The organism is Streptomyces sp. NPDC022910, assembly GCF_055561075.1.
Genome location: NZ_JBVHHL010000005.1, coordinates 137,535 through 161,510 on the forward strand (window position 1 = coordinate 137,535; position 23,976 = coordinate 161,510).

Consider the following 23,976-nt stretch of genomic DNA (forward strand, 5'->3'; position numbering starts at 1 on the left):
AGCCGGAAAAACCCGGCCGGGGAAAGCTCAGCCGGCCAAGCCGTACTTAGTTGCCGAGGATGGCGCGCGCCAGCTTCGCCGTCTCCGTCGGCGTCTTGCCGACCTTGACACCGGCCGCCTCCAGCGCCTCCTTCTTCGCCTGGGCGGTGCCCGACGAACCGGAGACGATGGCACCCGCGTGACCCATGGTCTTGCCCTCGGGCGCGGTGAAGCCCGCGACGTAGCCGACGACCGGCTTGGTCACGTTCTCCTTGATGAAGGCCGCGGCCCGCTCCTCGGCGTCGCCGCCGATCTCACCGATCATGACGATCAGGTCGGTGTCGGGGTCGTCCTGGAAGGCCTTGAGGGCGTCGATGTGGGTGGTGCCGATGATCGGGTCACCGCCGATGCCGACGGCCGTCGAGAAGCCGATGTCGCGCAGCTCGTACATCATCTGGTACGTCAGCGTCCCGGACTTCGAGACCAGGCCGATGCGGCCCGGCTTGGTGATGTCGGCCGGGATGATGCCGGCGTTCGACTGCCCGGGGGTGATCAGGCCGGGGCAGTTCGGACCGATGATGCGGGTCTTGTTGCCCTTCTTGCCTGCGTACGCCCAGAAGGCGGCCGTGTCGTGGACCGCGATGCCCTCGGTGATGACGACCGCGAGGGGGATCTCGGCGTCGATGGCCTCGATGACCGCGGCCTTGGTGAACTTCTCCGGGACGAAGATGACCGTGACGTCGGCGCCGGTCTTCTCGATGGCCTCCTTGACGGTGCCGAAGACCGGGATCTCCGTGCCGTCGAAGTCCACGGACTGGCCCGCCTTACGCGGGTTCACGCCACCGACGATGTTCGTGCCGGAGGCCAGCATGCGCTTGGTGTGCTTCTGGCCCTCGGAGCCGGTCATGCCCTGGACGATGACCTTGGATTCCTTGGTGAGGAAGATAGCCATGGTTGTCTGTGACCTCGTCCCTTACTTCGCGGCAGCAGCCAGCTCGGCGGCCTTGTCGGCCGCGCCGTCCATGGTGTCGACCCGCTGAACGAGCGGGTGGTTGCGGTCGTCCAGGATCTGGCGACCCAGCTCGGCGTTGTTGCCGTCGAGGCGAACGACCAGCGGCTTGTTGACCTCTTCGCCCTTGGACTCGAGGAGCTCCAGGGCCTGCACGATGCCGTTGGCGACCGCGTCGCAGGCGGTGATGCCGCCGAAGACGTTGACGAACACGGACTTGACGTCCGGGTCGCCGAGGATGATCTCCAGGCCGTTCGCCATGACCTCGGCGGAGGCGCCACCGCCGATGTCGAGGAAGTTGGCCGGCTTGACGCCCTTGTGGGCCTCACCCGCGTAGGCGACGACGTCCAGGGTCGACATGACCAGACCGGCGCCGTTGCCGATGATGCCGACCTCGCCGTCGAGCTTGACGTAGTTGAGGTTCTTCTCCTTGGCCGCGGCCTCGAGCGGGTTGGCCGCCGCCTTGTCGTGGAACTCCTCGAAGTCGGGGTGACGGAACTCGGCGTTCTCGTCCAGGGACACCTTGCCGTCGAGGGCGAGGACGTCACCGGAGGCGACCTTGGCGAGCGGGTTGACCTCGACCAGGAGGGCGTCCTCCTTGACGAAGACGTCCCACAGCTTGACCAGCACGTCGGCGACCTTGTCGGCGACCTCGGCCGGGAACTTCGCCGCGGCGACGATCTCCTGGGCCTTCGCCTGGTCCACGCCGTCGATGGCGTCGACCGCGATCTTGGCAACGGCCTCGGGGCGGGTGGCCGCGACCTCCTCGATCTCCATGCCGCCCTCGACGGAGGCGATGGAGAGGAAGGTGCGGTTGGCGCGGTCGAGGAGGAAGGAGACGTAGTACTCCTCGACGATCTCCGGAGCCGTCTCGGCGATCATCACCTTGTGGACCGTGTGGCCCTTGATGTCCATGCCGAGGATGTCCGTCGCGCGGGCGACCGCCTCGTCCGGGGTGGCGGCCAGCTTCACGCCGCCGGCCTTGCCGCGGCCACCGACCTTCACCTGCGCCTTGACGACCGACTTGCCGCCCAGCCGCTCGGTGATCTCGCGCGCCCCCTCAGGCGTGTCGATGACTTCACCGGCCAGCACCGGTACACCGTGCTTGGCGAAGAGGTCCCTCGCCTGGTACTCGAACAGGTCCACGCGCTTCCGTCCCTATCAGTGATCTCGCGGTTCGTTGGATGCGTGGGCGTGCCGCGAAGGGCAACGTGACGTCCGCTGTGTCACAAGGGAGGCGCACACGGTGTCCGAGCGCGCGGCATGTCCGTCTCGCAGGTTATCGCCGCTTGAGGTGGGGCTCTAAATCGCAGATCACACCTGAGCGGTGATACCTGTCACACGTGCGGCCTCACCAGGGGTGGACCGGCTCGCGGCCCTCCGGCGAACGGGCGAAGCCGGGCGGCAGGGTCCCACCGGGTTGGGGTTGGCCCGGTGGGACCCCTTGTGCCGCCCCGGAGGGCGCGGGACGGGTGGGCCCCACCCCAATGGGGCCACCCGTCCTGGCCGCGGGGTTTCGGTCGAGCAGGCCGACGGATTTCGGCCGCCCGGGTCCTCAGCCCCGCGGAGTCGGTCGGGTGCCGTACGGCGGCGCAGCCGGGCGCGCGGCAGTACGGCATCGGCGGATCAGATCGAGTACGTGCTGTAGTGCCCCGGCTGCAGGTAGCTCGGCGCCGTGGACTCAGCGACGCCCTGAACGCCGGTCACCGCGTGGCCGCCCAGCGAGCCGCCGGACGCCTGGACGGTCCCGGCGAGGTCCCCGGCGAACGGCGCGACATGACCCGCGACCCCCTCCGCGAACGGGCCGACCTCACCGACGACCCCGCCCGCGAACGGCTGTACGTCCCCCGTCACGCCGTACGCCAGGTCCGTGGTGCTGCCCGCCACACCGTGCACGACCGGCTGCACGGTGTCGTTCACCGTCTGCACGACCGGCTGCACCGCACCGGCCACACCGTAGGCGAACGGCTGCACCTCGTCCCCCACGCCGTAGGCCAGCTGCGTCGCGTTCCCGGCGACGCCCCATGCGAGCGGCGGGACCTGGCCGGCGACCCCGCCCGCGAAGGGGTCCAGGTCGCCCGCCACGCCGTACGCGAGCTGCGTCGCGTCCCCGACGGCCTGCCCGGCGACGGGCACCACCCCGTGGACGGCGGCCTGCGCGACCGGCGGCAGCACGGACGAGGCCACGTCGCCGGTCGCCTGACCGGCCACGCCGTACGCCAGCGGCTGCGCGTCGGCGGCGACGCCGTACGCGAGCGAGGACACGTGGGCGGCCGCGTGCTGCGCGAGCGGCTGGACGTCCGCCACGACCCCGTAGGCCAGGCCGGTCGCGTCGCCGACGGCGTGCCCGGCGACCGGCAGCACACCGTCGACGACCGTCCCGGCGACCGGCGGAAGGACGGCGGCGGCCGTCTCGGCGACCACCGGCGTGACCGTGCCGGGCACGCCGGTGACCGTGCCGACGACCTGCTGCTTCAGCCCGGTCACCGCACCGGTGACGTGGCCCGGGACTGCGGAGACACTGGCGTCCGCGGCGTTCGTCGCCTCGTCGGTCCGGCGCTGGGCAGTGGCGACCGCACCCGCGGCCCGGCCCTCGGCCCCGGCGACGGTCTGCTGTGCGGCGCCGTTCGCGGCCCCCGCCATGCGGCCCGCGCCCGCGACCGTGGTCTGTGCCTTCGTACGGACCACGCCGTCGACGCCCTGCGCCTGGGTGCGCGCGGCGTTCTGCACGCCCTGGAGCTTGGTCTGCGCGGCGGCGAGCGCCTGCTCCAGCTCCGGGGCGAAGGCCGAGAGGGGGCCGAAGAGGTAGTCGATCTCGTCCTGCGGAGCGGTCGCGTCGGAGACGACCGCCGTGGCCGCGCCCTTGGCGTGGTCCGCCACCGTCGAGGCCCTGGACATGGCGGCGTGCGCGGCGCCCTTCGCCTGCGACGGGTGGGCGACGGTCGCCTTCGCGTCGAGGTAGCGGCGGGCCTGGTCGGCGGTGGGAGTCGCCTTCCTGGCGTGGGACGTGGCCCAGGCGCCGGGCCGGGCCGGGGTGCTCGTGGCGTCCGTGACCGTGGACTGCGCCTTGGCGGCGGTGTCCGTCACCGTCGAGGCGGCACCGTCCGCGGCCGTGCCTTGCAGGACACCGGACACGGTGTCCTGCACACCGGCGACGACGCCGTTCACGGTGTCGGTGACCGCGCCGACCGTGTCGGCGGTGTCGATGCCGACGTCAGGGGTGGACACGGACGACGCCGGCAGTTCGTCCGCGCTGGCGACGGCGGAGCCGAGCGCCCACGCGCCGGTGACACCGGCGGCTATGACGATGGAGCGGCGGATGTTCTTGTTCATTTGTGCGTCAGATCCTTCGGGATTCCGGGAGTTCGGGACGTACCGGTACCGAGGCCTGGGCCGGTGTCGGCGTGGTGCCGACGGATCCGTGGGCGGTCCGGGGAGTGGGACCGGCGGCCAAGGAGGCGCTCCGGCTTCGACGGCTCGGGTCCGGTGGCTTCCGTCCGGGGATCGGAGGGGTGTCCGGACGGCGGGCAGACCTGTTCCGCCCCCGCGCGGCAGGTCTCGCGGGGAAGAGGTGCTGCCCTAGCCGGGGAACTCGGGGATGTCCCGGTGCCGGTCCCGGGTCCCGCCCGCGGTGACGACCGCGGTGGCGCCGCGCACCAACGGCAGCGGCACCCGGTGGTTCGACGCGACGGCGTGCCCGTCACCGTGCCGGGGAGCGCCGCCATCGGCGCCCGGCTGATCGCCGTACGCGCCCGTCGGGTCACCGTCGGGCGTCTGGTGCGAGGGCACATGCGGGGACTGCACGAAAGGGGGCGTGCGATGGGCGAGCTGCATGGCTCCGGCGTCGGCCACGGCGGCCCGCGGCCCGCACGCGCCGGTCCCCCACTGCTTCACCGCGCTCCGGTGTTCCGTCCCCACACCTGGCTGCTGCGGCCCCGACGGCGCGGGAAGAGTGTGCACCGGATGCGTCGGCAGACCCGGCAGACCGGGAACCCCCGGCAGGCCGGGAACGCCCGGGAGGGACGGCAGCGACGGCCACTGCGACGGCGCGTCCGCCAGCCCCTCGGTCACCGTCTGCACGAGCCCCCCGACGGGCCGGACGACCGTGTCGCCGACCGGCCGCAGGAGACCCTCGGCGACGGGCCGCACCGCCTGGCGGACGGTGCCGCCGACAGCGGGAACCGTCTCGGCCACAGAGGTGACGGGGTCGGCGGGTGCGATGGGCGCTGGGCGCGTGGTGGGCGTCGAGGGACGGGAGCCGGGAACGGTGACCGGCCGGGCGGCGTGTGAGCCGGAGGGGCTCACGTTGTGCCGGCCGGAGGGCGGCACGGGCAGCTTGGTGTCGGGCTTCTGCCCGGCCGAAGACACGGGGCGTCCCGGCTGGACGGCGGGCTCGGGCGAAGCCTTCACCGTCTGCCCGACCGCGCTGCTGACGGTCCCTTCGATCCGCCGCACCGCCCCCGCGACGGGCCGTACGGCGTCGGCCGAAGTGCGGGCCGTGGCCGGAGCCGCCGAGGCCGCCGGCGTACCGTCCACCGCGTGCGCCTGCCCCTCGCACAGGAGCCCCAGCGCGAACAACCCGCCCACCAGCAGCGCCAGATGCAGCGCACGCCGCCCGGCCGCCGTACGCATCGCGCGCAGTGCGGCACCGGCGAAGGGCAGTGCGGCTGACAGGGTCAAGACGGGGAGAGCCTCCGTGGGCGGAACGAGGCGGTACGGAGCGAACACGGTGTACCGCCGATGGTGAAGCGCCGTCGATCCTCGCACGCGACTCCTGCGGTTGCGCAAGCCCCCCGTTACCGATGGGTACTCATATCCGCTTTCCCACCTGCGCTCCGTCATGCCCGGTTTGAGAAGCGCCCGTTGCGCCCCTCATGTCGTCATCGTCATGTCGTCTCCGGTATCGGCAGGGGCCGTTTCTCGATCGCCGCCGCCATCACCTCCGGGAACAGGTCGGGCGTGCACGCGAACGCCGGTGCGCCCAGCGCCGCGAGTGCCGCCGCGTGCTCACGGTCGTACGCCGGCGCCCCCTCGTCGGAGAGCGCGAGCAGCGCGACGAACTGCACCCCCGACGCCTTCATCGCCGCAACCCGCTTGAGCATCTCGTCCCGGATCCCGCCTTCGTACAGGTCGCTGATGAGGACCACGACCGTCTCCGGGGGCCGCGTGATCTGCGACTGGCAGTACGCCAGCGCCCTGTTGATGTCCGTGCCGCCCCCGAGTTGGGTACCGAAGAGGACGTCGACGGGGTCGTCGAGCTGGTCGGTCAGGTCCACGACGGCGGTGTCGAAGACGACAAGCCGGGTGGCGATGGACCGCATCGACGCCAGGACCGCCCCGAACACGGACGCGTACACCACTGATGCCGCCATCGACCCCGACTGGTCGATACAAAGGACGACCTCCTTCTTCACCGACCGGGACGCCCTGCCGTAGCCGATCAGCCGCTCCGGCACGACCGTGCGGTGCTCCGGCAGGTAGTGCTTGAGATTGGCGGCTATCGTGCGGTTCCAGTCGATGTCGTGGTGGCGGGGGCGGGTGACTCGGGCGCTGCGGTCGAGGGCTCCGGTGAGCGTGGCCCGGGTGCGGCCGGCGAACCGCTGCTCCAGGTCCTCGACGACCTTGCGGACCACCGCCCGTGCCGTTTCCTTGGTGGTCTCCGGCATCGCCTTGTTCAGCGAGAGCAGCGTGCCGACCAGGTGCACGTCCGCCTCGACCGCCTCGAGCATCTCCGGCTCGAGCAGGAGGGTGGACAGTTCGAGCCGGTCGATGGCGTCGCGCTGCATGACCTGGACGACGGACGAGGGGAAGTAGGTCCGGATGTCCCCGAGCCAGCGCGCGACGGACGGCGCGGACGCCCCCAGGCCCGCCGAACGGTTTCGCCCCTGCTGTGGCTTGTCCCCCTTCCCGTACAGCGCGGTGAGCGCCCCGTCCATCGCCGCGTCCCGCCCGATGAGCCCGTACCCGGTCCCGTCCGCCGCGTCTGCGCCGAGCACGAGCCGCCACCGCCGCAGCCGCTCGTCGGATCCGGTCGCCCGGCGGTCCGGAATTGGGGCTTCCGTCCGGTCGGTCGTGTGCGTGCTCATCCGGCCACCTCCACAAGCTCGTCGACATCACTGCCTTCCGACTCGTCCAGACCGAGCAGCAGACGCAGTACCGGCACCACCGCGTCCGCCCGCCCGGCGTCGAGCTCGGACGAGAATCCGGGGACGCCCGAGCCGATGGCCACCGCGCTGCCCCGCGCGCCCGGCCCTCGCCGCACCAACTCACCCAGCGTGCGCCGCACTCCCGGCTCGTACGCGGAGAACGTGCGCCGCAGCAGGGGCAGTACATCGGTGAACGCCTCCGCAGGCACCCCGGTGAGCCATGCGTCCACCAAGCCGAGCAGCCGCTCGTCGTGCACGAGCAGCATCCCCCCGCCCGAGCTGCCACCGACGAACCCCTCGATCCATGCGGCCGCGTCCGCCGGTGCCGTGCCCGGCGAGAGTATGAGCCCCATGAGCCGCGCCGCCTCGTCCTGCGTCAGCTCCCCGTCGTCCAGAAGCAGTCGCACGGCACGGCCGCGGATGACACCGGCAACGGTGTCCCGTCCGGAAAGCACCCGCAGGACGGATCGCCACCGCCCACGCAGGTCGCCGTGTACCCCCGCGATCCCCTCCCCGAGCAGCCCCACCGCCCCGTGCACCGCGTCCATATGGCGCCGCATCTCCTCGGCCGCCTCCGCGTCCAGCGCGGCGCACGCCGGCGGCAGTCCGACGAACACCCGCTCGGCGAGGCCGGCCGCGACGCCCGCCAGCGCCCGGGTGTCGGTGCCGCGCACGTCTCCGTAGCGCAGGGAACGGACCAGCGCGGGCAGGGCCTGAGCGAGATGGCCGACATCGGCTTCGAGGGCGGCGCGGTCGGCGAGCACCCGCATCACCATGGGCAGCGCGTCCGGCAGCTCCGCGCGCAGACACCGCTCCGCGAGCGCCGTGACGTCGGCGAGCTTCTGTGCGGCGGTCGCGTCCGACTCGGCCTTGGCCGTCGCGGCGGCGAGCACGGTCGTCCCCCACACGCCGGCCTCGGCGACCCGCACCGCCAGCTCCGGCTCCCAGCGCAGCCGCCAGGTCTCCCGGAACGTCCCCGTACTTCCGCGCGAGGCCATGGGCTCGCCCCAGGCGATCCCGAGCAGATGGAGCCGGTGGAGCAGCCGACTGCGCCCGGCGTCGGTCTCCTTGCGCAGGTCGAGCTCCAACTCCCGATCCAGTGGTACCGGTTTGAGCCTGAGCCGCTTCTGCAGCCGCGCGAGGTCACGCTGCAACGGCACGGCGGGAGCCGACGCGGGTACCTCCCCCAGGACGTCGCCGACCACGAGTCGGTCGTGCACCAGCGCCAGCGGCACGTCCGAGCCCTCGCACATGACCGCCCGCACCGCGTCGGTCGTCTCGGACAGGCCCGGCAACGGGCGCCCGCGCAGCGCCGCGAGCGTCCCGGCGAGCCGCACGGCCTCGATGACATGCGCGGAGGACACGATCCGGTCCTCCTCGCGGAGCAGCCCGGCGACCTTGGTCAGCCACCGCTCGACGGGCCGGTCGGGGGCGCCGAACAGATGCCCGTACCAGCCGGGCGAGTCGATCCCCGCTCCGTAACCGCCGGCCCGCGACAGCCTCCGATGGGTCCAGGGCACCCAGGTCATGTCCGTCTTGACCTTGGGCAGCCCTTTCAGCAGGGCCCGGTCGGCGGCGACGGCGGCCCTCTTCCGTAGTGCGGGCACGTGCCAGGCCCCGCACACCACGGCCACGTCGCACCCGAACTCTCGCTGCGCGGAGCGCACTTGGAGGCGCATGTACGCCTCCCGCACCAGGTCCCGCTCGTGCCCCCCGGTACCGTAGGTCTCCCGCAGGGCGGTCATCGCCTCCTCGAGCACGGCGAACGGCGCGAGCGCGTCGTCCTCCCCCACGCCCCGGTGCTCGACGACGTCCTCCCACCACCGCTCCGGATCGTCGTACCCGGCGATCTCGGCCAGCACGGCGAGAGGGTCGACGCGCACGGCGTCGTCGGGGCCTTGGGGCGGGTCGGTTGCCTGAGCCTCCGATGGCAGTGGCGCGTCCCCGGGCAGGTCTCCCGTCGGCGCCGGCCGCGCCTCCCCGGGCGCGCCCTCCACCGGCACCGGATCCTCTTTCCCCCATGCCAGCGTGTGAGTCGCCGGTAGGTCGATGAACCGGGCCGGAACGCCGTGCTCCAAGGCCCAGCGGATCGTCACCCACTCCGGGGAGAATTCGGCCAGCGGCCAGAACGCCGAGCGTCCGGGCTCGTCCACGGCGTGTGCGAGCAGCGCCACCGGCGGGCGCATCTCCTCGTCCGCCGCGAGCGGGATCAGGGGATCCGCCTCCGGCGGCCCCTCGATCAGCACGGCCCGCGGCCGCGCGGCCTCCAGCGCGGCACGCACGGCGCGCGCGGACCCCGGGCCGTGATGCCGCACCCCGAGCAGCAGCGGCCCCTCGCCGGGCGGCCTGTCAACGCCTGTCACACCATCCCCCTCGTCGCCGGGACCACGCCGGGTCGCCCTCCCCGTTCACTCCCGCGCCGCCACGGTCGTCCGTGGCTGCGACACCGCTCGCCCCGCCCAGAACGTTCCACGAGGAGTCGTCGTCCGAGACGTTCACGCGGTCACCTCCCGGCACGCGCGGTAGAAGTCCGTCCAGCCGTCGCGTTCGCGGACCACCGCCTCCAGGTACTCCTGCCAGATGACGCGGTCGGCCGCCGGATCGCGGACGACGGCGCCGAGGATGCCCGCGGCGACGTCGCTAGCCCGCAGCACGCCGTCGCCGAAGTGGGCGGCCAGCGCCAGCCCGCCGGTGACGACGGAGATCGCCTCGGCGGTGGACAGCGTTCCGCTGGGCGACTTCAGCTTCGTCCGGCCGTCCGTCGTGACGCCGCCTCGCAGCTCACGGAAGACCGTGACGACACGGCGGATCTCGTCGACACCGTCCGGTACGGCCGGCAGGTCGAGCGAGCGGCCGATCTGCTCGACCCGGCGGGAGACGATGTCGACCTCGGCATCGGCGCTCTCCGGCAGCGGCAGCACCACCGTGTTGAAGCGGCGGCGGAGCGCGCTCGACAGGTCGTTGACCCCGCGGTCGCGGTCGTTGGCCGTCGCGATCAGGTTGAAGCCGCGAACCGCCTGCGCCTCCTGCCCCAGCTCCGGTATCGGCAGGGTCTTCTCGGAAAGGATCGTGATCAGCGTGTCCTGCACGTCGGCCGGAATGCGGGTCAGCTCCTCGACACGCGCGATCATCCCCTCACCCATGGCCCGCATGACGGGGCTGGGCACCAGCGCCTCACGGCTCGGGCCCTGTGCGAGCAACTGCGCGTAGTTCCAGCCGTAGCGGATCGCTTCTTCCGGGGTCCCGGCCGTGCCCTGCACGAGCAGCGTCGAGTCGCCGCTGATGGCCGCCGCCAGGTGCTCGGACACCCAGGTCTTGGCCGTGCCGGGCACGCCGAGCAGGAGCAGGGCGCGGTCGGTGGCGAGCGTGGTGACGGCGACCTCGACGATGCGGCGGGGACCGACGTACTTCGGTGTGATCACCGTGCCGTCCGGCAGCGTGCCGCCCTGCAGATAGGTGGCCACGGCCCACGGTGACAGCTTCCAGCACGCGGGGCGCGGCCGGTCGTCCTGCGCGGCCAGCGCGGCGAGTTCAGCCGCGAAGGCGTCCTCGGCGTGGGGCCGCAGCGCTTCGGCCGCCGCTTTCCCCGCTTCCCTCGTGCTTGCTTCCGTCTGCTCGCCCGGCTTCTCTTCCGCGGACGTGCGCACGGGTGCGGACACCCGCCCGTCCGGGCCCCCGCCCCTGTTCGCGGGCGCGGACTCGCTCGGGCCCGGTTCGACGGACATCGGATCAACGGTCACACGCATGGCCACTTCCCCCTCGGCATCGGCCGTCTCGGATCTGGCACCAACCGTGCACCACGCCACTGACAATGCATCCTGACCTGCGCAAACAGTCCCTCGCCGGCCGATTGTCAGTGCCGGGATCTACCTTCGATGGCATGACTCAGCAGGGGGTGCGCTGGACTGCGGAACAGGTGCTGGCACTGGCGCCTGACGTCGCGTCACGCAAAGCGGGAAGCAAACTCGGCGCGGCCGGACCGTGGTCGGAGGCGGGCAGTTCTGAGGAGGGGACGGTGTGGGGGCTGTGCAAAGGCAGTGGCAGCAAGCCGTATCAGACGGTCATCGACATCGCGGACGCGGCCGGCCCGGCGTACACGTGCAGTTGTCCGAGCCGCAAGTTCCCGTGCAAGCACGCGCTGGGACTGCTGCTTCTGTGGGCGGGCGAGGACGGGACGGTGCCGCGGGGGCAGGTGCCGGAATGGGCGGAGCAGTGGATCGACGGGCGCAGACAGCGCGCGCAGGAGAAGCGGACGACGAGCGGCGCGAACCCACCCGCGTCCGCGGATCCGGAAGCGGCCCGGCGCAGGGCGGAACGGCGGGCCGAGCGGATCACGGCGGGGGCAGGGGAACTGGAGCAGCGGCTCACCGACCTGCTGCGCGCCGGTCTGGCCACGGCCGAGCAGGCGGGGTACGGACTGTGGGAGGAGACGGCCGCCCGGATGGTCGACGCGCAGGCTCCGGGACTGGCCGCGCGAGTGAGGGAGTTGGGGGCGCTCCCTTCGTCGGGACCGGGCTGGCCGGTGCGGCTGCTGGAGGAGTGCGCGCTGCTGCACCTGCTGGACCGGGGCTGGCTGCGCCGTGAGCGGCTGCCGGACGGGCTCGCGGCGACGGTCCGTTCGCGGGTCGGACTGCCGGGCTCGCCCGAGGGTCCGCCCGTCCGCGACCACTGGCTGGTGCTGGCGCAGTACGACACCTCGGACGGACGCCTGACCACGCGCCGGATCTGGCTGTACGGGGCGGAGTCCGAGCGCACCGTGCTGCTCCTCTCCTACGGGGCGGCCGGGCGCGCACCGGAACTGGCCCTGCCGGTGGGACTGACCTTCGAGGCGGAGGTGTCCGCGTATCCGGGAGCAGGGCAGCTGCGGGCCGCCCTGGGCGAGCAGCTCACTCCTCCCGCACCGGCAGCGCTGCGGCCGCCGGGTGTGACCACCGCACGGGCTGCGGCGCGCTACGGGGAGGCGCTCCGGGTGGACCCCTGGCTGGAGTCGTTCCCGGTGACGCTGGGCCGGGTCATACCGACGCCGGTCGAGGACTCCTGGCAGCTGGCGGACGCGGAAGGCACTACGGCGCTGCCGCTCACCCCTTCGGCGGGCGCCCGTCCGGGTCTGTGGCGCCTGGTCGCCCTCTCGGGCGGTGCCCCGGTCACGATCTTCGGCGAGTGCGGCCACCGTGGCTTCAACCCGCTCACCGCCTGGCCGGAGGGAGCCGGAGATGCGGTCCCGCTGTGCTGACGACACCCGAGCAACTCCGAAACCGGCCCGGAAGGGACTGACATGAGTGCGACCCACGCTCCGTCGGACACGCACTCCGCCGTGCCCTGGGAGGAGCTCGTGACCGTGGCGCTGCTCGGCACCGACCGGCGTACACCGCCATGGCTGCTGCCCGGCCGCGAGGCACCGACGGCGCTGCTCGACCTGGCCGCCGTGGAGACGGTACGCCGCAGGGCAGGACTGCGCCCCGCCCCGGCGGGGGCACGGCCGGAGCCCGCGGCAGCGGACCCGCGCCCACCGCTGCCGCCCGCGGCGGCCCGCAGACTCGCCGTGCTGCTGTCCGACCGCCCCGGCACGGGCGGTGGTCGCCGAGGGTCGGCCCCGGACCTCATGGAGCTGCTGCCGCAGTGGCTGTCCCTGGCCAACGCACGCGGCTTCGCGCCACCCCCGGAAACGCTGCCGGCGCTCCTGGACGCGGCGCGCGGCCGCACGGACCTGCGGCCGGCGGCGCTGGCCTTCGCCGGCCCGCGGGCCCTGTGGCTGGCCCGGCTGAACCCGGACTGGCGTTTCGCGCTGCGCTCCACGCCCGGCGGCGGGTCCGGACCGCCGCCGGAAGAGACGGATCGCGCCCAACCCCTCTGGCAGGAAGGCCTGTTCGCGGAACGGGTCGCGCTGCTCACCGCACTTCGTACGCGGAAGCCGGCCGCCGCCCGCGAACTGCTGGCCGCCACCTGGGCGACGGAGCGGGCCGAGGACCGCCTGATGTTCCTCGACTCGCTCCGTACGGGACTGGAGCCTGCGGACGAGCCGTTCCTGGAACAGGCGCTCTCCGATCGGAGCCGCAATGTCCGGGCGACGGCGGCGGAGTTGCTGTCGGCGCTGCCGGGCTCGGCCCTGGCCGGGCGGATGGCGGCGCGGGCGGCGGCCTGTGTGGCGGTCGACCGCACGCGGGGCGAACCCATGATCGTGGTCGAGGCGCCGCACGAGTGCGATCCGGGCATGGAGCGCGACGGAGTGGTGCCCAAACCTCCGGCGGGGCGCGGCGAACGGTCGTGGTGGCTCGGCCAGTTGGTGGAGGCGGCACCACTCGGCGCATGGACGGCACGACTCGGGGGGCGTACGCCGGAGGAGATCGTCGCTCTCCCGGTGGCGGACGACTGGCGGGACGAACTGCACGCGGCATGGTGCCGGGCGGCGGTACGGCAGCGGGACCCCGGCTGGTCCCGGGCCCTGCTCGGACGGCCCTCGGCGCCGGAGGCCGGGGGCCCGGGAGCGGTGTCACTGGCCGAGCGGGCCAAGCTGCTGTCGACGCTGGCCGCGGCGGAACGGGCCGACTGGGTCGCGGGGTTCATCGCCACGCACGGTCTGTCTGAGGCGTTCCAACTCCTCGGGGTGTGCGCGGTCCCCTGGGCCGCTCCTCTCGGAGGGGCGGTCGTGGACGCACTCAACATCGCCCGGGACGCGGGAAGTTACCCGTGGAGCTTCAGCGGGGTGATGGGCCTGGCGGAGCGCTGCCTCGATCCCGCGGAGGCGAGCCGACTCGACGCGCTGGCGGCGATACCCGACGAGCCGGAGGACGCGTCGCCGGGAGCCGGCGGCTACTGGGCGGAGGCGTTCCAGCGCCTGACGACGACGCTGCGCCTGCGCGCGACGATGCGGGAGGAACTGGGGGAGCCGTGAAGTGGGGCACGGGACGGCCTCGGGATGCCCGGAACCGCACGGGACGGGGATGGCCGGGGGGAAGATTCGCCCCCGGCCCTGACCGGCTCGGACCGTCCCGTCCCGTCGGGGTTACCGCTCCCGGGCCCCCGACTCGGCCTGAACGGCCTCGTCCTCGAACGCCTCATGCTCGACTTCGCTCGCGGGGATCCCCAGGGCGAGCTCAAGGTCCCTCACCAGGTCCCTCCCCGCCACCGAGCGCGGAGCGTTACGCCTCTGCCGGCTGGCGTACGTTCGCCCGCACCCAGTCCACGATCGAGGCGGTCGTGGCCCCGGGCGTGAAGATCTCCGCAACGCCCTTCTCCTTCAGCGCAGGGATGTCCGCCTCGGGGATGATCCCGCCGCCGAAGACCAGGATGTCCTCCGCGTCGCGCTCCTTCAGCAGGTCGATCACCGCGGCGAACAGCGTGTTGTGCGCGCCGGACAGGATCGACAGACCGATCGCGTCGGCGTCCTCCTGGATCGCCGTGTCGACGATCTGCTCGGGTGTCTGGTGGAGGCCGGTGTAAATGACCTCCATACCCGCATCGCGCAGCGCCCGCGCGATCACCTTGGCCCCGCGGTCGTGGCCGTCGAGCCCCGGCTTGGCCACCACCACGCGGATCGGACCGGCTGCCACACCCATCACTGCCTCCATGAAGCGACTACTCCACCCTGTACCGATCTATCGCACTGCCGCCACATCACCCCACCGGCGGACACGCGGACCACACGGTCGGCGCATTCCGCACCGACGGACGCGTGAACCCGCCCGCCCCACAGTCCCCGCGGAACAGGCGCACTGCACCCGTCACGGCACAGGCGCCCCGCGCCGCATCGACGCGGGAAGTGAACGAACGTTATCGCCAGCATCCCGCAACCGGCAGTTTCACGGTGCGGACCGAGGGGGAAATCACACAGTGGGACACATTCGCCGCGCAGGGTCTCCCCTCTCCGCGGCACACGCGCCGCAGTCAACGGCGGCTCGCGCGCCGTGCACCGAGGAGATCGTGCGCAAGGAGAGCCGCTACGAGGCGGCCGCACCACCGCACCGCCAGCGGGGCGCCGTGGTGGTGGGCTCGTCGGCGAAAGGATTTGCACGGGCACGACAGCGGGGAGCCACACCCGTACGAGGAGGGCGGGTACCGCGCCACGAAGACGGACGGCATCGCGTCATTGCGACGAAAAAGGCGTCCGTCGTGTCACCGGCGTCGCACGCGCCGCATCCGCGGCACGGCCGCACCGGCGGCACCTGCCCCGCAGGACACCGCCGCAATCGGCTTTCCATGAGGGCTCACGGGGGACAGAGGCGTCCTCGCGTGCGCCGACGGGAGGTCGGCCATGATGGTCACCAGGGCAGTGCAGCCCTTGCAGCCGTTGCTTCCGCTGTGCCAGCGCCTGTTCCCCATCAGGCTGGCCGGACTCTCCCTTGCCCTTCTGAAGGCGACCGCCCTGGAGCTCGCGATCCTCGCCGGGCATCTGCTCCTCTACCCCTCGGGAATCATCCAGGAGCGCCATTCGGCGCCCTTGCCACCCCCTCCGGACACCGCCACGCTGCCGACCGAGGCCAAACCCCCGGTCATCCTGCTCCACGGCTTCATCGACAACCGCTCGGTATTCGTCCTGCTGCGCCGTAACCTCACGCAGCACGGGCGTCAGCACATCGAGTCACTGAACTACTCTCCGTTGACGTGTGACATCCGGACCGCCGCCGAGCTGCTCGGCCGCCACATCGAGGAGCTCTGCGAGCGCACCGGGCAGGAGCGGGTGGACGTCGTCGGACACAGCCTGGGCGGACTGATCGCGCGGTACTACGTGCAGCGCCTCGGTGGCGACCTCCACGTCCGTACACTCGTGACGCTGGGTACACCCCACTCGGGCACCCGCGTCGCGCCGCTCGCGAACGCGCACCCGATCGTTCGCCAGATGCGCCCCGGTTCCGAGTTGATCGAGGAGCTGCGCGAGCCCGCCCCCGGCTGCCGTACGCACTTCGTGAGCTTCTGGAGCGATCTGGATCCTCTGATGGATCCGCTGGAGACAGCGTGTGTCGACCACCCCGACCTGCAGGCGCAGAACATACGGGTCAGCGGTATCGGCCACCTCGCGCTGCCGGTGCACCCCGCCGTCGCGACAGGGATACGACAGGCACTGGACCTCGAACAGCCAGGAGCAACCGCCGCCCACACCGACGGTCTGACGGTGGCCTGAGCCCCTCCGCCCCCGGCCGACACCGCCACCGGAAGACAGCCCGCACCCTCGCTCGGCACAGCTCCGACCCGGCCGCCCGACAGTTCCCGGATACCGGCACGCCCTCGAACATTCATCGAACGCAGCACCAAAGCCTTGCCGAGGGCCGCCGAAACACGGCCGAATGCCCGTTTCCTGCCGGAGGGAAACCTGCCGAAGATTGTCGCGCCCGCATACCGCCGGGTACAGTCGCCGCACTGCTCTGCCAGCCCCTGTTGTCGAGGCGAAAGAGAAGTTGGTGAACGACCGTCACCCGTCGGGGACCGCAACTCCCCCGGCTCCGGCCCCCGATGCCGACTCGGCGCACTATGCGTCGTACGGCGGGCAGGGTGGCCAGTACGGTGAGTTCACGACTTACGCCGACGCCTCCGCAACCGCTTTCGGCACCGTCGGCCACACCGCCACGACCTTCGCGGCCGACCCCCTCTTCGGTGACCTCCCGGGCCACGACTCGACCGGTTCGTACGACGCCACGCAGTGGGCCGCCGACAGCCACGCGACCCTCGGTGCCGGCACGTACCAGACGCTGAACTACGACGCGTACGCCGCCCAGCACCACGCCGCGTTCGACACGGGCGCCCATGACACGACGGCCTGGGCCGTCGGATATCAGCAGCTCGCCGGCATCCCCGCGCAGGCCACGTCGTCCCCCGATGCCACCGGCCAGTGGGACGGGCATGCCTGGCTCGGGGCCGATCAGCCGACGGACCCGGCCCACCAGTGGGACTGGGGCATGCAGGCCTCCGACACGGGCGCGTACGACGCCACGCAGTGGAACTCGGGTGGCGCCTCCGAGTACGAGACGCACGAGCAGCACGCCAAGGCGGCGACCGCGACGGCGGCCTTCGAGCACGTGGTCCCCGAGTCCTTCGACCAGCGGGCGACCGGGGCGTTCGACCAGGCCGAGCCCTTCGACGAGCAGGCCACCGCGGTCTTCGAAGCCGAAGCCTTCGATCGGCTCCCGTACGGGCAAACGACCGCCGAAGACGGCGGGTCGGAGGCCGACGAGGCATCCGGCGACGCTCCGCTGCTCGAGGACCAGGAGGAGATCACTCCCGCCCCGGCCCCGCGTGCCGCCTCCCGCGCCTCCAACCGGTCCCGGCGGCGTCCCCCGGCGAAGCGGTCCGCACTTCTGACGGTCGCCGTGCCGTCGGCGTGCGTGATGGGGGTCGCCGGGATCGCCGCCGCGTCCGTCGGCACGGCCGGGGAGGACGGCAGGACGACGAGTGCCTCCCCCGTGACTCCGGTGAAGCCGTCCGCCGCCAACAACAAGCTGGACTCCCAGCTCGAGAGCCTCTCCGCGGGGGCGAACGACTTCGCTGACCGGGCCAGTCGCACGCAGGAACGCATCGACCTCAAGGCCCAACAGGCGGCCGAGAAGAAGAAGGCGGCGGCGGAGGCGGCACTCAAGGAGCGGCTGCGTCCGAAGTTCGCCCTGCCTGTCACGCAGAGGGGGCTCAGCGCCTACTTCGGTCAGGCCGGCATCAACTGGATGTCCGTGCACACCGGTATCGACTTTCCGGTCTCGTACGGCACGACGGTGATGGCCGCGACCGACGGCACGGTCCGCACGCAGTGGAACAGCGCCTACGGCAACATGATGATCGTGACTGCGAAGGACGGCACGGAGACGTGGTACTGCCACCTCTCCAGCTACCGGGTCGCCAGCGGGACGACCGTCAAGGCCGGCGAGCCGATCGCGTACTCCGGCAACTCGGGCAACTCCACCGGGCCACATCTGCACTTCGAGGTGCGGCCGAGCGGAGGCTCCGCGATAGACCCGCTGCCCTGGCTGCGGAGTCACGGGCTGGACCCGACCTGATCCAACCCATAGTTGAGCCCCCGCCGTTCGGCGGGGGCTCAACTATGGGGGCTACAGCTTCTCCACCGGCGCGTACCGCAGCAGCAACCGCTTCGGCTTGGTGTCCCCGAAGTCGATCGTCGCCTCTGCGTTCGCCCCCGTGCCGTTCACGCCGACGACCGTACCCAGGCCGAACTGGTCATGCGTGACGCGGTCGCCGACCGCCAGAGGGATCACCGGCCTCTCTGTCGCGCCGCCCCGGCGCGTGGCGAAGCCGGACGCGCCCGCAGCCGAGGACCGCGACCGGGAGGACGACAGCGAGGCCGCCACGCCCGAGAGCGGACCCGACGACACGGGAGCGGAGGAAGCGCCCGTCCGCTTCCACTCCACGTGCTGGTCCGGGATCTCCTCCAGGAAGCGCGAGGGCGGGTTGTACGAGGGCTGGCCCCAGGCGCTGCGCATGGCCGACCGCGTGAGGTACAGCCGTTCCCGCGCGCGTGTGATGCCGACGTACGCCAGGCGCCGCTCCTCCTCCAGTTCCTTGGTCTGGCCGAGCGCGCGCATGTGCGGGAAGACGCCGTCCTCCATGCCGGTCAGGAAGACCACCGGGAACTCGAGGCCCTTGGCGGTGTGCAGGGTCATCAGGGTGATGACGCCGCCCCCCTCCTCCTCGTCGGGGATCTGGTCGGAGTCGGCGACCAGGGCGACCTGCTCCAGGAAGTCGGCCAGCGTGCCTCCGGGGACGGCGGCCCCTGTGGTCGCTGCGCCCTCGCCCCGCTCCTGCTCGAACTCGAGGGCGACAGCGGCGAGTTCCTGGAGGTTCTCGATGCGGGTCTCGTCCTGCGGATCGGTCGAGGCCTGCAACTCTGCGAGGTAGCCGGTGCGTTCGAGCACCGCTTCCAGGACGGTGGCCGGTCCCGCGCCCGATTCCACGATCGTTCGCAGGTCTTCCATCAGAGCGTTGAACCGCTTGACCGCGTTGGTCGAGCGGGACGCCATGCCGTAGGCCTCGTCCACGCGGCGCAGCGCCTGCGGGAAGCTGATCTTCTCCCGCTGGGCCAGGGCGTCGATCATCGCCTCGGCGCGGTCGCCGATCCCTCGCTTCGGCACGTTCAGGATCCGCCGCAGCGGCACGGAGTCCTCCGGGTTGGCCAGCACCCGCAGGTACGCAAGGACGTCCCGGACCTCCTTGCGCTCGTAGAAGCGGACGCCTCCGACGACCTTGTAGGGCAGGCCGACGCGGATGAAGACCTCTTCGAAGACTCGGGACTGGGCGTTCGTGCGGTAGAAGACGGCGACGTCGCCGGCCTTCGCCTCGCCCTGGTCGGTGAGGCGGTCTATCTCGTCGGCGACGAACTGCGCCTCGTCGTGCTCGGTGTCGGCGACATAGCCGGTGATCCGTGCGCCCGCGCCCGCGTTGGTCCACAGGTTCTTGGGGCGGCGCGACTCGTTGCGCTCGATGACCGCGTTGGCGGCACTCAGGATCGTCTGTGTGGAGCGGTAGTTCTGCTCCAGGAGGATCGTGGTGGCGTCCGGGTAGTCCTCCTCGAACTGGAGGATGTTGCGGATGGTCGCGCCGCGGAAGGCGTAGATCGACTGGTCGGCGTCGCCGACGACGCACAGTTCGGCCGGCCGCAGGTCGTGGTCGTCGGGCGGCACGTCCACGGGGTGCTCGGAGGTGCCGACGAGTTCCCGGACGAGGGCGTACTGCGCGTGGTTGGTGTCCTGGTACTCGTCCACGAGGACGTGGCGGAACCGGCGGCGGTAGTGCCCGGCGACGCCCGGGAAGGCGCGCAGCAGGTTGACCGTCGTCATGATCAGGTCGTCGAAGTCGAGCGCGTTCGCCTCCCGGAGGCGGGACTGGTAGAGCGCGTACGCCTGGGCGAGGGTCTTCTCGAAGCCGTCGGTGGCCTGGGCGGCGAAGTCCTCCTCGTCGATCAGCTCGTTCTTCAGGTTGGAGATCTTGGCGCTGAAGGACTTGGGCGGGAAGCGCTTGGGGTCGAGGTCCAGGTCGCGGCAGACGAGGGCCATCAGGCGCTTGCTGTCGGCGGCGTCGTAGATCGAGAAGGAGGACGTGAAGCCGAGCTTCTTGCTCTCCCGCCGCAGGATGCGGACGCACGCGCTGTGGAAGGTCATCACCCACATCGCGTTCGCGCGGGGGCCGACGAGCCGCTCGACGCGCTCCTTCATCTCACCCGCGGCCTTGTTGGTGAAGGTGATGGCGAGGATCTGCCCGGGGTGCACCCCCCGCTCGGCCAGCAGATAGGCGATACGGTGCGTGAGCACGCGGGTCTTGCCGGAACCGGCGCCGGCCACGATGAGCAGGGGGGAACCGGCGTGCACGACGGCCGCGCGCTGGTTCTCGTTCAGCCCCTCGAGCAGCGCCTGGGGGTCGACGACGGGGCGGGGGGCGCCGTCGCGGTAGTAGGCGTCCCGGTCCGGCGGCACGTCGAACCGCCCGCCGAACAGATCGTCCGGAACCGACTCCGGAGCGTGATCGTCCTCGGGCGGCGGGGGCTCCTCCTCACGGGCCGAGGTGGCCTTGAGGTCCGCCAGGAAGCTGTCGTCAAAGAGGCTGCTCATCGCTCTCCGAGTCTAGGGCTCCTCACTGACAAGCGGCCGCCGCCCCGCGAACTCCGTCTGCGGGAGCGTGGCGCGGGCCCTGCGATCTTCCGGAGTGGATCGCTCGACGACCCTTCGCCGTCCGCGACCGTCCGTTCACGATCCGCAATCGATCGGGCAAGCGTGCACTGCCACACGGCGAATCCGCTTAACTCTCCACAAATACCGGCGCATTGACCACGGACGGCGGGACCCTCCATCAAAGGTCACAAAAATGTATCGGGCATATCGCACATCAACCTTCACACGAGCCACATCAGTTGGCTAGCGTTCCCGGCGGGCCGCACGACCCCCACCGGCGAAGGTCGCCGGGCCGCGCGGCCTCCGCCGAGTCCGGTGCGCCTCACGGCAGCCCGGAGCCGGGGACCCACCCGACCTTGGGGTGAATCGGCCAACCGCCCTGTGGGGCACGGCCGTAGGGCACACCTTCCGGATCCACCCGCCCGAACCCGACAGCTAACTCGGTAGGCGGAGTACAGAAGGAGTCGCCTCGCATGGCGCCGCACCGCAAGGCGCGCCCCTCGGGCACGCGCATCGCAGGCATACGGACACCCGCTCTCGCGACAGCAGCCCTCACCTCCGTGGCCCTGCTCGCCCAGACGGCCAACGCCGCCCCCTCCGCCGACAACAAGCCGAGCGTCGAGGAGGTCGAGAAGAAGGTCGACGACCTCTACCGCCAGGCCGAGTCGGCCACCGACAAGTACAACGCGGCCAAGGAGAAGACGACCAAGCAGCGCAAACAGGTCGACACACTCCTCGACGATGTCGCCCAGCGCACGCAGAAGCTCAACGAGGCGCGGGACGAACTGGGTTCCTTCGCCGCCGCGCAGTACCGCACCGGGGCGGCGGCCCCCGACACTGCCACCTTCCTGCTGGCCGACACGCCCCAGGACTACTTCGACCAGACACAGCTGATGAGCCGGCTCACCGGCCGCCAGAAGGAAGCGGTCGACGAGTACGTCACGGACCAGGCCGTGACGATGAAGAGGCGGCAGGAGGCCACCAAGAGTCTGCAGACGCTCACCGAGTCGCAGACGACCCTCCAGTCGACCAAGACGGAAATCCAGCAGAAGCTCTCCGCCGCGCGGGAGCTGCTGACCAAGCTCACCGCCGAGGAGAAGGCGCGGCTCGCCGCGATCGAGAAGCAGAAGCAGGAGGAGGCCCAGCGCCAGGCGGAGGAGCTGGCGCGGCAGCAGGCGGCCCAGCAGCGGGCAGCCGAGCAGCAGGCGGCTCAGTCGCAGCCGTCCTCGACCCCCACGACCGGCTCCTCGGAGTCCTCCACCACGGACTCCTCGTACGCGACGAAGGCGGCGAAGGCTCTCGCGTTCGCCCGCGCCCAGATCGGCAAGCCCTATGTGTGGGGCGCTACCGGACCCGGTTCGTACGACTGCTCGGGCCTGACCCAGGCCGCCTGGAAGGCCGCCGGGGTGACGCTCCCGCGCACCACGTACGACCAGGTGAACGCCGGCACGACGGTCACGCTCGCCGACGCCCAGCCCGGGGACCTGATCTTCTTCTACGACGACATCAGCCACGTCGGGATCTACATCGGCAACGGCATGATGATCCACGCCCCCAAACCGGGCGCGTACGTCCGCGAGGAGTCGATCTACTACGCCGGCTCCTCGATCATCCACAGTGTGGTGCGGCCCGCCTGAGTCTCTGCTTCCCGTTTCTTCCGGTTTCCGCACGCCACGCGCGCGTAAGCCGAGGAAGCACGCCACGCGCGTGGCGTCTTCGTGCGGCACGCGCGCGTGGGGTTGTTTTCGGCCTCCGCGCGCGTGCCCCGCAGGGAACCGGCGTGCGCGTCCCTAGCATCGGGCGCATGTCAGGCACCTCCGCGCTCCGCGTCCGGTGGGCGCAGCGTCCGCCCGCCACCGGAGCCGCCGTGATGGCGACCGGCGTCCTCTCGGTCGGGCTGCACCTGACGGGCTACGGCGTCCTCTCCCGCGTCGCCCTGGCCCTGGCGGCCGTCGGCTGGCTGGGGCTCGTCGCCGATCTCGTCGTACGGGCACTGCGGGAACACGCCCGGCAGCAGGCCGGGGCGCTCTCCGCGACCGCGCTCACGCCCGTCGCGGCGACCGCCACGCTGGGCACGGGGGTGTCCGTCCTGGTCCGGCAGCCGCTCGACGAGGCGTTCCTGGCGCTGGCCGTCGTGCTGTGGGCGGCCCTGGTCCTCCCGGTCGTCCGTCGCTGGACGCGCCCCATGCCGGGGGCCGTGTTCCTCGGGTGCGTGGCGACGGAGAGCATCGCGGTGCTCGGAGCGGTGCTCGCGGCGGCAGTGGGAGTGGCGTGGCTCGCGCACACGGCGCTGGTGTTCTTCTGGCTCGGGCTGGTGTTCTACCTGGTCGGGCTGCGGTGCTTCGACCTGCGGGAGGTGGCGACCGGTGCGGGGGACCACTGGGTCATGGGCGGCGGCCTCGCCATCTCCGCACTGGCCGGGTCGCGGCTCGTCGCCGCCGGACACAGTGGGCTCTACCTCTGGAACAACGACGACAACGGCGTCCTGCGGGGCGTGAGCGTCGCCCTCCTCGTCCTCGCTCTCTTCTGCTACTGCATGCTGGCGGCGACAGAACTGCTCCGGCCACGGCTCCGCTACGACGTGCGGCGCTGGGCGACCGTCTTCCCGATGGGGATGACGGCGGTGGCGGCGCTGTCCGTCGCCACCGCCGTCGGCGTGCCCTGGCTGCGCGACCTGGGCCATGTGCTGCTGTGGGTCGCGGTGGCCGCCTGGTGCGCGGTCCTCGCGGGAGCCGTCCGGTCGGCCCTGGGAGGCGTCAGGTCCAGAGCACCGCGATGAAGATGTTCGCGGTGGTCAGCGCGCCGACGAGGGCGAAGAGGGGCTTCTCGACCTTCTCCTCGTCACGCTTGACGTAGACCAGGCCGAGAATCACGATCAGCAGGGCCAGCTTGACGCCGATCTTGATCGTGTTCACCGAGTGGTGGTCCGCCTGGTTGAGGCCGACCAGCACCACACCCGTGACCAGCATGGTCAGCGCGCCGTGGAGCATCCCGGGCACGAAGCGGGCCGTGCCCTGGCCCATCGCCTTCATCTGGGTGAGGAAGCCGCCGAGGAGCGCGGCGATACCGACGATGTGCAGGCCGACGAAGAGATGGATGAGTACGTCCATGGGCCCGGAGCCTAATCGGGGGCGCACGGGTCACCGACACCGGCCCGCGGATGCGAGGCGCTCGCACGGCCGCCGGGGCCCGCGTATATGCGCCCCCTAGCACTCCGTCAGCTCCTCGTGCCCGAGAACCA

At 71.8% G+C, this 23,976-nt stretch carries 16 protein-coding genes and 1 riboswitch; of the genes, 6 read left to right on the plus strand and 10 right to left on the minus strand.

Going from position 1 to position 23,976, the window contains the following annotated elements; genetic code table 11:
* Window positions 1-46: 46 nt before the first annotated feature.
* The 7 genes from sucD to ACZ3TS_RS06985 form a co-directional block, all read right to left on the minus strand.
* Window positions 47-931 carry a succinate--CoA ligase subunit alpha gene (gene sucD, locus ACZ3TS_RS06955; protein WP_467614301.1) on the minus strand — a complete coding sequence of 295 codons (885 nt, stop codon included), beginning with the start codon at window positions 929-931 and terminating at the stop codon, window positions 47-49.
* Window positions 932-952: 21 nt separating this feature from the next.
* Window positions 953-2,134, minus strand: a complete 1,182-nt coding sequence (gene sucC / locus ACZ3TS_RS06960) for an ADP-forming succinate--CoA ligase subunit beta (protein WP_467614303.1) — start codon at window positions 2,132-2,134, stop codon at window positions 953-955.
* Window positions 2,135-2,614: 480 nt separating this feature from the next.
* Window positions 2,615-4,321: a hypothetical protein gene (locus ACZ3TS_RS06965; RefSeq protein WP_467614304.1), complete on the minus strand. Its 1,707-nt coding sequence runs from the start codon at window positions 4,319-4,321 to the stop codon at window positions 2,615-2,617.
* A 246-nt stretch (window positions 4,322-4,567) separates the two neighbouring features.
* Window positions 4,568-5,668: a hypothetical protein gene (locus tag ACZ3TS_RS06970; protein ID WP_467614306.1), complete on the minus strand. Its 1,101-nt coding sequence runs from the start codon at window positions 5,666-5,668 to the stop codon at window positions 4,568-4,570.
* Between the two features lie 206 nt (window positions 5,669-5,874).
* Window positions 5,875-7,074, minus strand: coding sequence for a VWA domain-containing protein (locus ACZ3TS_RS06975; RefSeq protein WP_467614307.1), 1,200 nt, complete (start codon window positions 7,072-7,074; stop codon window positions 5,875-5,877).
* Window positions 7,071-9,497 (minus strand): DUF5682 family protein, encoded by a 2,427-nt coding sequence (locus tag ACZ3TS_RS06980; RefSeq protein WP_467614308.1) that lies wholly within the window; start codon window positions 9,495-9,497, stop codon window positions 7,071-7,073. The genes ACZ3TS_RS06975 and ACZ3TS_RS06980 overlap by 4 nt, the downstream gene beginning before the upstream one ends.
* Window positions 9,498-9,629: 132 nt before the next feature.
* Window positions 9,630-10,880 carry an ATP-binding protein gene (locus tag ACZ3TS_RS06985; protein WP_467614309.1) on the minus strand — a complete coding sequence of 417 codons (1,251 nt, stop codon included), beginning with the start codon at window positions 10,878-10,880 and terminating at the stop codon, window positions 9,630-9,632.
* Between the two features lie 134 nt (window positions 10,881-11,014).
* Here ACZ3TS_RS06985 and ACZ3TS_RS06990 point away from each other — a divergent pair, with 134 nt between their 5' ends.
* Both ACZ3TS_RS06990 and ACZ3TS_RS06995 read left to right on the plus strand, forming a co-directional pair.
* A complete protein-coding gene (locus tag ACZ3TS_RS06990) occupies window positions 11,015-12,367 on the plus strand; it encodes an SWIM zinc finger family protein (protein WP_467614311.1) in 1,353 nt (450 codons plus the stop codon).
* 42 nt (window positions 12,368-12,409) lie between these two features.
* Window positions 12,410-14,026, plus strand: a complete 1,617-nt coding sequence (locus tag ACZ3TS_RS06995) for a DUF5691 domain-containing protein (protein ID WP_467614312.1) — start codon at window positions 12,410-12,412, stop codon at window positions 14,024-14,026.
* A gap of 247 nt (window positions 14,027-14,273) precedes the next feature.
* Here the strand turns inward: ACZ3TS_RS06995 and ACZ3TS_RS07000 are convergent, their stop codons facing one another.
* On the minus strand, window positions 14,274-14,690 hold the full coding sequence (locus tag ACZ3TS_RS07000; RefSeq protein ID WP_467614314.1) for a cobalamin B12-binding domain-containing protein: 417 nt from the start codon (window positions 14,688-14,690) through the stop codon (window positions 14,274-14,276).
* A 695-nt stretch (window positions 14,691-15,385) separates the two neighbouring features.
* Between ACZ3TS_RS07000 and ACZ3TS_RS07005 the strand changes: the two genes are divergently transcribed.
* Window positions 15,386-16,252 (plus strand): lipase family alpha/beta hydrolase, encoded by an 867-nt coding sequence (locus ACZ3TS_RS07005; protein ID WP_467614316.1) that lies wholly within the window; start codon window positions 15,386-15,388, stop codon window positions 16,250-16,252.
* A 277-nt stretch (window positions 16,253-16,529) separates the two neighbouring features.
* A complete protein-coding gene (locus ACZ3TS_RS07010; RefSeq protein ID WP_467614318.1) occupies window positions 16,530-18,113 on the plus strand; it encodes a M23 family metallopeptidase in 1,584 nt (527 codons plus the stop codon).
* Between the two features lie 51 nt (window positions 18,114-18,164).
* Here ACZ3TS_RS07010 and pcrA read toward each other — a convergent pair whose 3' ends face one another.
* Window positions 18,165-20,675 (minus strand): DNA helicase PcrA, encoded by a 2,511-nt coding sequence (pcrA, locus tag ACZ3TS_RS07015; RefSeq protein WP_467614320.1) that lies wholly within the window; start codon window positions 20,673-20,675, stop codon window positions 18,165-18,167.
* A gap of 354 nt (window positions 20,676-21,029) precedes the next feature.
* A riboswitch (cyclic di-AMP (ydaO/yuaA leader) is annotated at window positions 21,030-21,200 on the plus strand.
* Between the two features lie 8 nt (window positions 21,201-21,208).
* On the opposite strand from pcrA, the gene ACZ3TS_RS07020 reads away from it, so the two are divergent.
* Both ACZ3TS_RS07020 and ACZ3TS_RS07025 read left to right on the plus strand, forming a co-directional pair.
* Complete coding sequence (locus ACZ3TS_RS07020) at window positions 21,209-22,372, plus strand: C40 family peptidase (RefSeq protein WP_467614321.1); 1,164 nt, start codon at window positions 21,209-21,211, stop codon at window positions 22,370-22,372.
* A gap of 167 nt (window positions 22,373-22,539) precedes the next feature.
* Window positions 22,540-23,514 (plus strand): tellurite resistance/C4-dicarboxylate transporter family protein, encoded by a 975-nt coding sequence (locus ACZ3TS_RS07025; protein WP_467614322.1) that lies wholly within the window; start codon window positions 22,540-22,542, stop codon window positions 23,512-23,514.
* Here ACZ3TS_RS07025 and ACZ3TS_RS07030 read toward each other — a convergent pair.
* Window positions 23,492-23,845 carry a hypothetical protein gene (locus ACZ3TS_RS07030; protein WP_467614324.1) on the minus strand — a complete coding sequence of 118 codons (354 nt, stop codon included), beginning with the start codon at window positions 23,843-23,845 and terminating at the stop codon, window positions 23,492-23,494. The genes ACZ3TS_RS07025 and ACZ3TS_RS07030 overlap by 23 nt on opposite strands.
* Between the last annotated feature and the right edge of the window lie 131 nt (window positions 23,846-23,976).

Coding starts and splice junctions, on each gene's coding strand:
- ACZ3TS_RS06985 (WP_467614309.1), bottom strand. CDS start 10,880: ATGCGTGTGACCGTTGATCCGATGTCCGTCGAACCGGGCCCGAGCGAG.
- ACZ3TS_RS07005 (WP_467614316.1), top strand. CDS start 15,386: ATGATGGTCACCAGGGCAGTGCAGCCCTTGCAGCCGTTGCTTCCGCTG.
- ACZ3TS_RS07025 (WP_467614322.1), top strand. CDS start 22,540: ATGTCAGGCACCTCCGCGCTCCGCGTCCGGTGGGCGCAGCGTCCGCCC.
- ACZ3TS_RS07020 (WP_467614321.1), top strand. CDS start 21,209: ATGGCGCCGCACCGCAAGGCGCGCCCCTCGGGCACGCGCATCGCAGGC.
- ACZ3TS_RS06975 (WP_467614307.1), bottom strand. CDS start 7,074: ATGAGCACGCACACGACCGACCGGACGGAAGCCCCAATTCCGGACCGC.
- ACZ3TS_RS07030 (WP_467614324.1), bottom strand. CDS start 23,845: ATGGACGTACTCATCCATCTCTTCGTCGGCCTGCACATCGTCGGTATC.
- ACZ3TS_RS06995 (WP_467614312.1), top strand. CDS start 12,410: ATGAGTGCGACCCACGCTCCGTCGGACACGCACTCCGCCGTGCCCTGG.
- pcrA (WP_467614320.1), bottom strand. CDS start 20,675: ATGAGCAGCCTCTTTGACGACAGCTTCCTGGCGGACCTCAAGGCCACC.
- ACZ3TS_RS06990 (WP_467614311.1), top strand. CDS start 11,015: ATGACTCAGCAGGGGGTGCGCTGGACTGCGGAACAGGTGCTGGCACTG.
- sucD (WP_467614301.1), bottom strand. CDS start 931: ATGGCTATCTTCCTCACCAAGGAATCCAAGGTCATCGTCCAGGGCATG.
- ACZ3TS_RS06965 (WP_467614304.1), bottom strand. CDS start 4,321: ATGAACAAGAACATCCGCCGCTCCATCGTCATAGCCGCCGGTGTCACC.
- ACZ3TS_RS07000 (WP_467614314.1), bottom strand. CDS start 14,690: ATGGGTGTGGCAGCCGGTCCGATCCGCGTGGTGGTGGCCAAGCCGGGG.